The following is a 13,063-nucleotide window of genomic DNA, read 5'->3' on the forward strand; positions in this document are numbered from 1 at the left end:
TTGTTAAGGTGCTGGATGCGCCAGGGACTGCACTACCGCTCCCTCGGCAATGGGTGTCGCTGGATTCACCGCGCCCCTGCAACGTCCGACGGCGCCGCAGAGCACGACGATGGCGTTCCCTGGCATGGGCTGCAGCGACTCGGAGGCGGCAATCACCGCGCCGGCACCGGCCGCGCCTGCCACGGCCACGGCGCAGGCAAGGTTCTTGATCCATTTCAGCCAGACGCCGAGAGGAGACAGCGAGATCTTCATGGGGTGCGGGCCCGTCAAAACGCGTGGAGGCGCAACTCAGGGCTTTGCCGTCGCGACCGCGTCAGCGGCCTCCGCGATCATCCGGGCCACGAGCTTCGGCCGCGAGATCATGACCACGTGCGAGGCGCCCTTGACCACGACCGTCTTCATCGACTTCGCGCGCTCGGCCATGAAGGCCTGCACGGCAGGCGGGATGTTCTTGTCGCGATCGCCGTAAATGAACCAGGAGGGAAGGTTCTTCCACGCTGCGGCAGGCGCCGGCTCGCCCAGGGCGCCCTCGGTGATGGGGCGCTGCGACACGGCCATCAGGTGGGCAAGCGCCGGTGCAACATCGTCGGCGAATTGCTTGGCGAACTTGTCCTGTTGGATGTAGAGGTCCTTGGCGCCTTCCGGAAGGAGCACCGGCGCGGCCAACGCAGGCCCGAGCGTGCTGCCGGGAAACTTGCCCGACAGGTCGGCGGCCGATTCGCCCACCTCAGGAGCGAACGCTGCAACGAAGACCAGCGCCCGGACATTGGGCTTTCCGGCCGCTGCGGCGGAAATCACCGAGCCTCCGTACGAATGCCCGACCAGCACGACCGGCCCCGGGATCGAACCCACGATGGCCGCCACATAGTCCGCGTCGGACTTCACGCCGCGCAACGGATTGGCGGCCGCGACAACGGAAAAGCTGCGCGCACGAAGGTCGCGCGCCACGTCGTTCCAACTGGCCGATTCGGCGAACGCACCGTGAACCAGCACGACAGTGGGCCTTGCCGGCGGCTCGCCCGAAGTGGCCGCGCTTGCAGGTGCCGAGAGGTGCAGCGCCACGATGCCGAGAGCGGTGAGTGCGCGTACGAGACTGGAAAGATTTTTCATGCTGATTTCCTTTGATGAATAAATGGTCTGACTTGAAAATTTCGCACCCCGTGCGGGATGCATCGCAAAGGGGTGCTCGCGCACGCCTGCGCCATCGGTCGAGCACGCGGAACACCGCCTGCAGAGCAGGTGTCTTGCGCAAGCGGCGTCGCACCGGTGGCCACGGTGGCAAAGCGGAGCTCTGCGTTGGCCGCTTCACCGCCTGCAATCGCACCGGCCGCCGCAATGGCCAGCAGCGAGACGGTCATGTATCCCGCGCTAAAGACGCGGTCCATCGCACCTCGCGGCGCGGCGTCGGCGGCCGCCTGCAGGGCCTGCTCACGTCCCTTGAGGGTGCGGCGTGGTGCGGGGGGTTGAATGCGCTGCGTCATGGTGATTCCTCCAGGGCGCCAAGGCCCGGCCTCAGGACGGCTGGGCTCCGGTTCGCGAACATCGCGGTACGGTTCGAATGCTAGGTTTCGCATCTCGGTTGCGGTAGGCATGCAGCAGGTACTTCCGTGTTGCATGCCCGACATCAATGCGCAGCGCACCCTCAGGCGCGACGATGAAGAGGAAGCCATACGTTGAACTCGGCGCCGCGGCCCGGTCCGGCCGAGGTCGCCTTCACGAAACCGCCGTGAGCCACCGCAAGACCGTGGACCAGCGCGAGGCCGATGCCCAGCCCACCGCGCGAGCCGCCCTCCCCGCTGCCGCCCTGGCTGAACAGGCCGAAGACATGCGGCAGAAACTCGTGCGCTATGCCGCAGCCGCTGTCAGCCACCTCGAACCGTGCAAAGCCGTCCTCCGAGGAAAGGCGCACCCGAATCTCCGCGCCGGCCGGCGAGAACTTGATTGCGTTGTCCAGCAGGTTGCCGACGATCTGTTCCAGCCGCACCGCGTCGGCATGGCAGATCAACGGATAGTCCGCCTGCATCTGCGCACGGATGCGCCCCGAAGGCCAGCGCGCATCGAACGCGGCGACAAGGCCGAGCGCAAGCGCGCCAAAGTCGACCTCGGTGCGGCGTAGCGCCAGCTTGCCGGTTCGTACGCGCGAGAAATCGAGCAGGTCGTCAATAAGCCGCTTCTGGCTTTCGATGGCGCGCTGCATCGCCTCGGCGATGCCTTGCAGTTGCAAGGGCACCGCGGACGCGGGCAGGCGCTGGAGCAAGCTGATATTCATCTGAATGATGCTCAGGGGCTGCCTGAGTTCGTGCGAGATGACGGCCAGTGCCCTGTCTCGGGTCGCGCAGCGCAAGTTCGTTGCAGCGCGAATGTCGCGCGGGGTCTGAAGGGCTGCTTGCGCCACCCCGGTGTGATAAAGCTCCACGAGGAATCCGTGCTTCTTGATGCGGCCACCCCGGATTCATCGCGACAGGGGGCCCGGTGATGAACGAAGTTGTTCTTTGGCTCTCGCGACGCAACCGATCGTAGGCAGCCGCATTCCGCGCCAGAAGCCCGCTGCGGTAGCGCACGGTGTTGCCGCACAAACACCAATCGCCGAGCGCCACCGGCGAAGCATCGTTCGCGATCTGCGGACTCTTCGTTCAAGCGAGCCGGGTTCCTGAATGGCCCTGTATCGCATCCAATAACCGGCATCGCCGACAGCGGCGGCGCTGCGCATGCAAGGCGCAGATCGCGATCCCTGTCACAAAACCCCAGGTCGGGCCGTCTTGCATCTCAAAGGGGCGATTCTCCTTACCGGCAGGCAGTTCTTCCCCCGCATCGCGCAACCCGAATGGTTGCGGCCTTCATTTTTACTGGACCCGTCGAGTGGGTGACATGTACGACATCACAGCTCGCCTGATTTCATCGGAAGCGCATGCCGGCGCCGCACAGGGACCCGGCGAGGTCCGCTGGCGATTCGGCGCGTTCATCCTCTGGGAGGCCCAGCGCCGCCTGGAAAGGCTCGGGCAAAGCGTGCGCCTGGGCTCCCGCTCGTTCGAGCTGCTGTTGCAACTGCTCAGGCGCGTGGGCGAAGTCGTGGGCAAGGACGAGCTGCTCGCCACGGTCTGGGCCGGCGTGGTGGTCGAGGAGTCCAGTGTCAGGGTCCACATTTCCGCGCTACGGAAGGCCCTGGGCGAGCCGCAAGACGGGGACAACTGCAAGGAATGGATCTCGAACATCCCCCTGCGCGGCTACCGGTTTAACGGAACGGTTTTCCGCGAGCAGGTCGGCATGCCGACCGAAGACCGACCCCTCGCGTTGGCCCTGCCCGCGCCCTCTTTCGCCAAGCTGCCGGAGCGCCTGACCCGGCTCGTCGGCCGCGACGCCGACATGGAGCGCGTGCTGGCGGCGCTCGCCACATGCCGGCTGGTCACCATCGTCGGCACCGGCGGCATCGGGAAGACCCGTGCCGCGATCCGCGCGGCCGAATACCATGCAGAGCGCACGGCCATGCAGTTGGCCTTCGCCGACCTCTCGCCTCTGGTCTCGCCGGCTCATGTGGCAAGCACGGTCGCGCGCTCGCTCGGCGCACCGGCGGACACCACCGACACGACGCAGGCCATCCTCCAGCGGCTGGCGGACCGCGATGTGCTCCTGCTGATCGACAACTGCGAGCACATGCTGGACGCGTTGGCACTGCTGGTCACCGATCTGCTCGCCGCCCTGCCCGGCTTGCGCATCTTGGCAACCAGTCGGGAGGCCATTCGAATCGAGGGAGAACACGTCGAGCGGTTGGCGCCGCTCGCGGTGCCCGGCGCGGATTGCGCCAACCTGGCCGAAGCCATGGCGTCGCCCGCGGTCGAACTCATGGTCGAGCGTGCAAAGGCCGTGGGAGCTCGCGCGTTCGAAGACTCCGACGGCCCATTGCTCGCCGCCATCGCCCGGCAGGTGGACGGCGTCCCCCTGGCCATTGAACTGGTGGCAGCACGCCTGGGCGTGCAGCCGGTCGGCGACCTTGCATTCAGGCTGAATGACCACATGCGGCTTTACTCCGCAGGCAGCAGGGCTGCTGTGCCTCGACACAGCACGCTCGCGGCGGCGCTGGACTGGAGCATCGCGCTGCTGGACGACGCGGAACTGCGACTCTTTCGCCGGCTCTCCGTGTTCCGCGGGCGTTTCGATGTCGAGTCGGCGCTGAGCGTCACCCAGGCGGACATGGACCCCGAAGTAGCGTTCGATGCACTGATCTCGCTGGCCAACAAGTCGCTGGTGTCGTTCGACAACAGCGATGCCATCGCGCCCTACCGGCTGCTCGAAACGACGCGAAGCTACGCCGCCGCACGCTTGGCGCAAACCGATGAAGGCCCCGCGCTACGGCGACGCCACGCGCACTTCATGCGCGAACTGATGGGCACCGCGGCCACGGATTCAGGTGAACTCACCGTGCAGGCCTGGAACGCGCGCTACGCGCACCGGTTGGACGACGTGCGCAGCGCGCTGGACGCCTGCCTGGCGCAGTCGGACGACTGGGAGACCGGCGCCGCGCTCACCATCGCCTCGGCGCCGCTGTGGTTTCACGTCTCCCAGGTCGAGGAGTACCGCGATCGGGTCATCGCCGCACTCGCCTGCCTCGCGCAACAGCCGGGCACAGACACAGACACAGAGGCCTGGCTGCAGATCGCACTGGGCAACGCGCTATGGCACACCCGGGGACCGGTGCCCGAAATGGCCGCCGCCTACGATCGGGCGCTTGCTGTCGCCATTTCAGCCGGGTCGGTCGTGCTGGAGCTTCAGGCCCGCTGGGGTATTTGCGTGCTGCATGCGATTCGCGGCGAGTACGCGGCCGCGCTGCACCACTCGCAAGTGCTGTTCGAGTTCGCGCAATCGACGGCGGACCCCGCCGCTCTCAACCTGGCCTATCGAATGACCGCGCTGGCGAGCCACTTCTGCGGCGATTTTTCCGCGGCGAGTGCCGGCGCCCAGGCGGCGATCCTTGTCGGCGGCAGCGTGCGCCAGACGCCGGTCAACCTGTTCCAGGTCGATGCCGCCGTCGCATCGAACGCCTTGCTGGCCCGAACGCTCTGGCTCCAGGGCGATGCGGCGAAGGCCATGGCCACCGCCACCCGCGCGGTGGCTCTTGCCGAGGCCGGAGGCAATGCGCTGTCGCTGTGCTTCGCACTCTTCGGCACATGCCCCGTCGCCCTGTGGTCAGGCGAGCTCGAACTGGCACGCAAATGGGTTCGCATGCTGCTGGACGAGGCCCAGCGCAGAGGCCTGGTGTACTGGCACCAGTGGGCGCACTGCTATGCGCTGGGCCTGCAGGCGCGCACCGCGGACGACCCGGGCCGCCATATCCGCCAGGTCGCGCAGCAACTCGACGACTTCGACGCGCCACGCAAGGAGATGCTCGTGACCTTCTGCGCCGACTGGATCGACGACGAGACGATCGCGCGGGCCAGCGCCGGGCACGGGCAATGGAGCGCGGCGGAGACCTGGCGCGCTGCGGGCCGGCGTTGCGAGCAGCGCGGCCTCGACGACGAAGCCAAGGCGTTCTACCGGCGTGCCATCGACACCGCCAGGCAGCAAGGCGCGTTGGGGTGGGAGTTTCGTGCGGCGGTCAGCACCGCCAGGCTTTGGGCTCGCCTGGGCAAGGCGAAGGACGCCATCGAACTGCTGGACGAAGTCTGCGGGCGCGCGGCACCTCGCGGCGAGCACCCCGGCTTTGCGCAAGCGCGCGCGCTGCGCAACGAGATCTCTCGGAACTGAAAGACTCCGCGCGGCATCAGGCGCGCCGTACAGCGCCCGATGGCCGGCCCATAACAAACCTTGACAGGGCTTAACTGGCCTCGGCAGGGCTTTTCGCGCAGAGTGGCCGCTTCGCTTTCATGGGGATTCAGTACTCCTGATTCCTCGAACAGAGAAGCCGACTCATGACAACCTCCGCCCTCCCTACGCCCCCCTCCACCCCTCTCGCGCCACGCGCAGACCCGCTGGCCTCCAGCTTCGCCACCAGCTATGCGGGGGTGGTCGCCTTCATTGCCGTGGTCACGGAGGGCAGCTTCGCCCGGGCCGCCGACCGCCTGGGTATTGGCCGCTCCGCCGTGAGCCGCAGCGTCCAGAAGCTGGAAGACCAGTTGAACGTCCGGCTCTTCCTGCGCACTACCCGAAGCACCACGCTCACACGCGAAGGCGACCTCTTCTATGCCAACTGCCACACCGGGGTCGACCGGATCGTCCAGGCCGTGGAAGAAATGCGCGACCTGCGCCAGGGTCCGCCGCGCGGACATCTGCGCATCAGCGCGGCAGTCGGATTCGGCCGCCGGGTTGTCGCGCCCCTGCTCGGCGAATTTCGCGCCGCCTACCCGGACGTCACCATCGACCTGTTGCTGAACGACAAGCCGACCGACTTCACCTCGGACCGGGTGGACATCGCGTTTCGCAATGGCCGCATGGAAGACGCCCAGATCATCGCCAAGCAGATCATCCCCATGCAATTACTGCTGTGCGCCTCCCCCGCCTACCGGGAAGCCCACGGGCTGCCCGCCACGGTGGAAGCGCTGGCCCAGCACGAGTGCATCAACTTCCGCTTCTCATCCGGTCGCATCTTCGAGTGGGAGTTCAAGGTCGCAGGCCAGCCGCGCAAGCTCGTGCCACAGGCCAAGCTCACCTACAACGACGTGGACCTGGTGCTGCAGGCTGTGCTCGACGGCCATGGCATCGCCCAGTTGCCTGGTTACATGGCCTGCGAGTCGCTGAAAGCCGGCGCGCTGGTCCCATGCATGACCCAGTACGCACCCGACGACGGCGGGCACTACATCTGCTACCTGAGTCGGCAGCACCTACCTTCGCGAATGCGCGTGTTCATCGACTTCATGACGCTGAAGATTCGCGCCGCAGACCTGGACTGCCTCTCCGATCTCGGCTCGAAGCCGCAGGCCGCCACCGGCATTGGTGCCGACGCGACAACAGCGTGAGTCCCTGCGCGGGCCTACCGCCGTGGCCTGGCCGAACCTAGCATTTAAACGGTTCCACGGCCTCTTCCACAGCATCCGCGCACCCGTGGAGCGCCGTTTTTATTTTCAACCGCAAGAAACCATGAACACCACACAGAACCCTTCTCGCCGACACCTGATTGCAACAGGCGCCGCCGTGGCCACCGGAACCCTCGCGTTCGGCATGCAGGACGCCGCTGGCGCAGCGACCCGCAACCGTTCGACCGCATCGCGGAGCCCTTCCATGACAAGCAGCACCATCACCACCCCGGATGGCACGCAGATCTACTACAAGGACTGGGGTGAGGGCCCCGTTGTGACCTTCTCCCACGGCTGGCCGCTCAACGCCGACGCATGGGACGGACAGATGCATTTCCTGGCCCGCAACGGCTTCCGCGTCATCGCACACGACCGGCGCGGACATGGCCGCTCGACCCAGTCGTCGTCGGGCAACGACATGAACGGCTACGCCGACGACCTTGCGGTGCTCTTCAACGCACTAGACCTGAAGAAGGTCACGATGGTCGGCCACTCGACCGGCGGCGGGGAGGTGGTGCGCTACATCGCCCGTCACGGCAGCCAGCGCGTGGCCAAGGCCGTGCTCATTGGCGCGGTGCCGCCCATCATGGTGAAGTCTGCTGCGAATCCGGAAGGCCTGCCGATCGAAGTGTTCGATGGCCTCCGCGCCAGCTTGGCCGGCGACCGCTCGCAGTTCTACAAGGACTTCGCCATTCCGTTTTACGGCGCCAACCGCCAGGGGGCGAAAGTTTCGCAAGGCGTGCTCGACCAGTTCTGGCTCTGGGGTATGCAGAGCGGCCAGAAGAACGCCTACGAATGCATCAAGGCTTTCTCTGAGACCGACTTCACTGAAGACCTAAAGAAGATCAGCGTGCCCACCCTGATCATGCACGGCGAGGATGACCAGATCGTGCCCATCCAGCATTCGGGAAAAAAATCCGCGCAGCTCGTCAAGGGCGCCAAGGCGATCTACTACCCCGGCGCGCCGCACGGGCTCACCACCACGTTGCAAGACAAGATCAATGCGGACCTGCTCGCATTCCTGAAAAGCTGAACCGCAAACAGGACGACCGACCCCGACCTTGCACCATGCTCAATCTATTGCTGCAAACCACGATCGAAGGAGACCCGGACGACTGGAACATTTCACGCTTCAGTCAACTCGGTTCGTTTCTCTCGCAGCTGCAGGACGACGAGGGTCGGCCTGCGTTCCGCGTAACGGCGCGCGACCGCGCCCCGCGTGCGAACCCCGACCCCGTGCTGTCGACGCTGGACGAATCTGACTTCGACCAGCTCTGGCTCTTTGCCGTCGACACCGGCGATGGCCTGACACCGGAGGATTGCGCGAGCATCAGCCGGTTCCGGCACCGCGGCGGCGGCCTCATGGTCACGCGCGACCACATGGACCTGGGCAGTTCGATCTGCAACCTGAGCGGGATCGGCGCCGCGCATCACTTCCACAGCCGCAATTGCGAGCCCGATGCGGCCCGCCAGTGCGTCGACAACCCCTTCTCGGGACACATCTCGTGGCCCAACTACCACTCGGGCGCCAACGGCGACTACCAGCGCATCCGCTCGGTCGGCAGCATCCACCCGGTAATGCGCGACAGGCGCTCGGCGACCGGCGTGATCCAGTACCTGCCTGCGCATCCACATGAAGGCACGGTCAGCGTACCTCCGGGGGATTCGAGCTGCCGGGTCGTGATGGAAGGGCAGAGCTCGATCTCCGGCAGGCGCTACAACATCGCGGTTGCGTTCGAGCGCTCCGAACAGGGCGGCAGGGCCATCGCGCAATCGACCTTTCATCACTTCGCGGACTACAACTGGGACCCGTCGGCGGGCTGTCCTTCCTTCGTGACGGAGCCCGCAGGGGACGGAATCGTCCGGTTTTCGGAGGCGCTTCGCTCGACCAAACAGTACGTTCGCAACATTGCCTTCTGGCTCAACGCCTGAGCAGGTTCGCAAGGAAAAAATGCACGACCCACTTCAAATCACGACCTCCGGTGGGAGCTTCCCCGCGTACGTCGCACGTCCGCAGAAGCTCCCCGCGCCGGCCATCGTCGTCGTCCACGAAGTCTTCGGCGTCAATGCCGACATGCGCCAGTCATGCGATGAACTCGCTGCGCAGGGCTACCTGGCTGTCTGCCCCGACCTGTTCTGGCGGATCGCACCGGACCTCGAACTCTCCGAGCGGACGGAGGCTGAACGCGCGCGCGCCTTGACGCTTTACAACGCCTTCGACATCGATGCCGGTCTGCACGACATCGCCGCTGCCGTCGAGGCCGCCCGCGGCATGGCCGGTGCGACGGGCAGGGTCGGTGTCATCGGCTACTGCCTCGGTGGCCTGCTGGCTTTCCTCACCGCCGCGCGTGCCGGCGCCGATGCGGTGGTGGCCTACTACCCGGGCAACGCGGAAAAGTACGCCGAGGAGGCGAGCCGCATCGCAAGCCCTCTCATCGTTCATCTCGCGGAAAAAGACGAATACATCCCGGTCGATGCCCAGCGGAAAATTTCGGCCGCCCTGGCGGACCATCCCAAGGTGCAAGCTTACAGCTACCCCGGTTGCGGCCACGCCTTTGCACGCCATGGCGGCATGAGCTACGACGCCGAAGCAGCCGCGCTGGCCAACGGCAGGACCGCCGGCTTCCTGGCACGACATCTGCACGGCGGTTGAGGCTCCCGCGCGCCGTCGACAGCAACTGCTTTCTACGGGGAAAATCGGCGGACGGCCCGAAGGCGGCATCGCCGAAGCGGCAAGTCTGCAGGGCCGGAGCCGACATTCCGGCCCTGCGGGTCTCACTTGATGGAGTCAACCATGCTGCGTCTCTATGACAGTCGTCTATCGGGCAACTCATGGAAGATCCGCATCCTCCTGAGCCAGTTGGGGTTGGACTACGAACGCATCACGCTGGACCTGCAGAAAGGCGAGACCCGCGAACCTTCTTTTCTCCAGATCAGCCGATTCGCTCGCGTGCCGGTTCTCGTGCTGGAAGACGGTCGTCCGATTGTCGAGTCGGGCGCAATCCTGCTGCATCTCGCCGAGGGCACGCCCTATTTGCCCGACGACCCGTACCTCCGTGCCGAGGTCATGGGTTGGCTTTTCTTTGAGCAGGCCGACCTCCAGAAAGCCATCGCCATCCCGCGCGTGCTCCACTTGCGCGGCCTTGCCCATGCGAAGAAGCAAGACATCGAACGGCTGCATGCCGAGGGATACCCAGGACTCGAAAAGCTGGACCATTGGCTGCTCTCGCACACATGGCTCGTTGGCGAGGGCTACACCATCGCAGACCTCGCACTCTCGGCCTATGTTGCGTTGGCCGGGCAAGGCGGCTACGACATGGCGCGCTTCGCAGGCATCCGCGATTGGCTGGTGCGCGTGCAGGAGCAGCGCGGCTGGGTGCGCCTGATTCCCGAAGACGGCCCTGCGGCCGACGCCTGAGACGCGCCTTCGTCGAGCTTCGAGTGTGACGGCCGTGGCAACCGCCATGGCTGCGGCGCCCGCGATCGCCACGCCATCGATCGTTCGAAATTCCGGGACCGTGCGTCCGAGCTCCGACGCCTTCTCAACCCCCAGTGGGCTCCCTACGATTTGCCTGCGTTCATCCTGAACCGGACCGGACGCAAATCCGCTCATTGATTGTTGGTTGGTGTGCCTGCCATGCAGGCTGATGAGGAATGTGATGACGAGTCGTGCTTCCCTGATCGAGATGGCCGCCGCCGCGCGCGCCGCCATTGCGGACCCCACCCGCATCGCCATCGTGGGCGGACGGGCGCAACCCAGGTTCGAACTCTTCCATGCGGCAAGCTCGCTGTGCTCGCAGAAGGTGCGCACGGTGCTGCATGAGAAAGCGTTTTCATATCGCTCCAACGACATGCTGATCCTGAGCACCATGGGAGGCGACGGATTGGTTCCGGCCGAACACTACAGCCCCGCCTACATCCGCTTGCGCCTGGTCGCCGCGCGAGAGTTGAACCCCAAATTCATCAGCGGTTACAGCGGACGGACCTCGGTCGAGACGGAGGGCTTCGACCCGTGCGTCGTGCCACTGCTCGTCGACCACGAGGCCGGCCGTGTGATTGCCGATTCAAAGCGCATCTGCATCTACCTCGATGGCTTGTCGCGCGAGCCGATCCAACTCATTCCCGAGGTGCCCGATGCACGCGCCGAGGTAATGCGCCAGGTCGACGTCGTCGATAGGATTCCCAACGGCGCCCTGCTCTACGGCTTTCATCCGGATGCGGACCTGCGACCCGAAGCGCTTAAGGCATCGATGCAGACCGTCTATGACTACAAGGTCATGGTGCTTCAGCGCCTGGTGTCCGACAACGCCGGGGAGCCCGAGCTGGTGGCGGCCTATCGCGCCAAGATCGTGAAAGAAAGCGGCGGCAAGAACGTGTGCCGCGATCCGGAGTTTCAGCGTGCCGCGCGCCAGAAGACAGGGCAACTGCTGAACGACCTGGAGCGTGACCTGGCTGCGGGTTCGTTCGCCTGCACGAACGGCCACGCCTTCTCACTCGCGGACGTGTTCTGGGGCGTGAACCTCGTGCGCCTGAATTATCTCGGGTTGGCATCGATGTGGGAGGCGCTGCCTCGCGTCACCAACTATTTCGACGTGCTGGCGAGGCGGCCCTCCTTGTGCAAGGAAGCCATCAAGGCGTCGCTCGACTCGTTGCCGCACTCCCGCTACATGAATGCCGTGGCGAGCTGCCCTTGAACATCGTCCGCCACCCACCCAGCGCGGTTCCTCGCGCATCCGGTCTTCGCCTCGCGCACGAAGCCCTGGCCGAGGGACGCGTCACGGTCTCCGACCTGATCGGGCAGGCGCTTGACGCAGCAGAAGCCAGCAAGCGAGAGTTGCACGCCTTCGCCGCCATCGACCGCAACGGCGCGCTCAGCGCCGCGGCGGAAAGCGAACGACGCTATGCGCAAGGCCGGCAACGCGCGCTGGAGGGGCTGGCCATCGGCGTCAAGGACCTGATCGACACCCGAGGCGTCGAGACCAGCTACGGCTCGGCCGCCTATCTGGGGCACCTTCCAACCGTCGACGCCGACGTCGTGAGCGCGTTAATCGAGCAAGGCGCCATTCCCATCGGCAAGACCACGACGCATGAATTTGCATGGGGCGTGACTACGGCCAGCGCCACCTTCGGCGACGCGTTGAACCCGCTGGACCGCACGCGCATTCCCGGCGGCTCCAGCGGCGGAGCCGCCGCGGCCATCGCCTGCGGAGCCGTGGCGGCCGGCCTTGGCACCGACACCGGCGGATCGGTGCGGATACCGGCCGCGTTGTGCGGAGTTGTCGGATTCAAGCCGACGTTCGGGGCATTTCCCACGCGCGGCATCTTTCCACTGGCGCCGACGCTGGACCATCCCGGCATCCTTGGTAAAACGGTTGACGACGTCGCGATGCTCGCGGGCGCCTTACGCATCGAGGTGCCGCAAGACAGTGCGCTTTCGCACGCACGCCTGGGCATTATCCGCGAGATTGCACCCGTACCGCTGGACGCCGAAGTCGCAGTCGCGTTCGACGTCGCCATCACGACACTCGCAAAGTTCTTTGCCAGCACGACGCTCGACGAGCCTGAACTGTTCGACGGCGTCTTCGAAGCCTTTGCGCACATCGTTCTCACCGAAGGCGGTGTCGAGCACTTCCGGCGCAACAACGCCGTCCGCATCGCGGCCTACGGCCCGGAGACCATCGACAGGCTCGAACGCGCCAGGACCATGACGCTGGGCGACTACGCACGCGCACAGCAGACGCGGCGCGACTTCACTGCGCGGCTGCATCGCGCGATGTCGGATCTCGACTATCTCGTGCTGCCGACCTGCCCCTGTACCGCGCCGCGGGTAGGCCAGCTATCGATCGACATCAGCCACTGGTCGGGAACGGTGCGCGAGGCGCTGATGACCTACACGGCGCCATTCAACGTCGCGGGATTCCCCGCCATCTCGATTCCCCTTGCCATACGCGACGACCGACTTCCCACCGGGCTGCAGATCGTGGCGAAGCCGGGCTGCGACGGCGCACTTCTGCAGGTTGCGCGGCAAATTGAACGCCTGCTGCGCGACGGCGCATAGA

At 65.8% G+C, this 13,063-nt stretch carries 12 protein-coding genes; 8 read left to right on the forward strand and 4 right to left on the reverse strand.

The genetic code is table 11. The annotated features are described in order from the left end of the window. Nucleotides 1–3 precede the first annotated feature (3 nt). The 4 genes from FB547_RS31875 to FB547_RS31890 form a co-directional block, all read right to left on the reverse strand. Nucleotides 4–252 (reverse strand): hypothetical protein, encoded by a 249-nt coding sequence (locus FB547_RS31875; protein WP_145747607.1) that lies wholly within the window; start codon nt 250–252, stop codon nt 4–6. A gap of 36 nt (nt 253–288) precedes the next feature. Continuing rightward, entirely contained in the window at nt 289–1,194 is a 906-nt protein-coding gene (locus FB547_RS31880; RefSeq protein ID WP_261380466.1) for an alpha/beta fold hydrolase, read from the reverse strand. After that, nucleotides 1,107–1,481, reverse strand: coding sequence for a hypothetical protein (locus FB547_RS31885; RefSeq protein ID WP_145747609.1), 375 nt, complete (start codon nt 1,479–1,481; stop codon nt 1,107–1,109). Before FB547_RS31885 ends, FB547_RS31880 begins: the two co-directional genes overlap by 88 nt. A gap of 161 nt (nt 1,482–1,642) precedes the next feature. Continuing rightward, complete coding sequence (locus tag FB547_RS31890; protein ID WP_145747610.1) at nt 1,643–2,416, reverse strand: sensor histidine kinase; 774 nt, start codon at nt 2,414–2,416, stop codon at nt 1,643–1,645. Between the two features lie 452 nt (nt 2,417–2,868). Here FB547_RS31890 and FB547_RS31895 point away from each other — a divergent pair, with 452 nt between their 5' ends. From FB547_RS31895 to FB547_RS31930, 8 genes are all read left to right on the forward strand, one after another. After that, a complete protein-coding gene (locus FB547_RS31895; protein WP_145747611.1) occupies nt 2,869–5,739 on the forward strand; it encodes an ATP-binding protein in 2,871 nt (956 codons plus the stop codon). Nucleotides 5,740–5,903: 164 nt separating this feature from the next. After that, nucleotides 5,904–6,947: a LysR family transcriptional regulator gene (locus FB547_RS31900; protein ID WP_145747612.1), complete on the forward strand. Its 1,044-nt coding sequence runs from the start codon at nt 5,904–5,906 to the stop codon at nt 6,945–6,947. 121 nt (nt 6,948–7,068) lie between these two features. Beyond that, entirely contained in the window at nt 7,069–8,037 is a 969-nt protein-coding gene (locus tag FB547_RS31905) for an alpha/beta fold hydrolase (RefSeq protein ID WP_145747613.1), read from the forward strand. Between the two features lie 35 nt (nt 8,038–8,072). Further along, nucleotides 8,073–8,936 carry a hypothetical protein gene (locus tag FB547_RS31910; protein WP_145747614.1) on the forward strand — a complete coding sequence of 288 codons (864 nt, stop codon included), beginning with the start codon at nt 8,073–8,075 and terminating at the stop codon, nt 8,934–8,936. Nucleotides 8,937–8,955: 19 nt separating this feature from the next. Further along, the gene (locus FB547_RS31915) at nt 8,956–9,657 is read left to right on the forward strand and encodes a dienelactone hydrolase family protein (RefSeq protein WP_145747615.1); all 702 of its coding nucleotides are present in this window, start codon (nt 8,956–8,958) and stop codon (nt 9,655–9,657) included. Nucleotides 9,658–9,798: 141 nt separating this feature from the next. Next, nucleotides 9,799–10,422 (forward strand): glutathione S-transferase family protein, encoded by a 624-nt coding sequence (locus FB547_RS31920; RefSeq protein WP_145747616.1) that lies wholly within the window; start codon nt 9,799–9,801, stop codon nt 10,420–10,422. Nucleotides 10,423–10,690: 268 nt separating this feature from the next. Continuing rightward, the gene (locus tag FB547_RS31925) at nt 10,691–11,698 is read left to right on the forward strand and encodes a glutathione S-transferase family protein (RefSeq protein ID WP_261380467.1); all 1,008 of its coding nucleotides are present in this window, start codon (nt 10,691–10,693) and stop codon (nt 11,696–11,698) included. Then, entirely contained in the window at nt 11,695–13,062 is a 1,368-nt protein-coding gene (locus tag FB547_RS31930; RefSeq protein ID WP_186454315.1) for an amidase, read from the forward strand. The genes FB547_RS31925 and FB547_RS31930 overlap by 4 nt, the downstream gene beginning before the upstream one ends. Nucleotide 13,063: the final 1 nt, after the last annotated feature.

This window comes from Variovorax beijingensis, assembly GCF_007828835.1.
Lineage (GTDB): Bacteria > Pseudomonadota > Gammaproteobacteria > Burkholderiales > Burkholderiaceae_C > Variovorax > Variovorax beijingensis_A.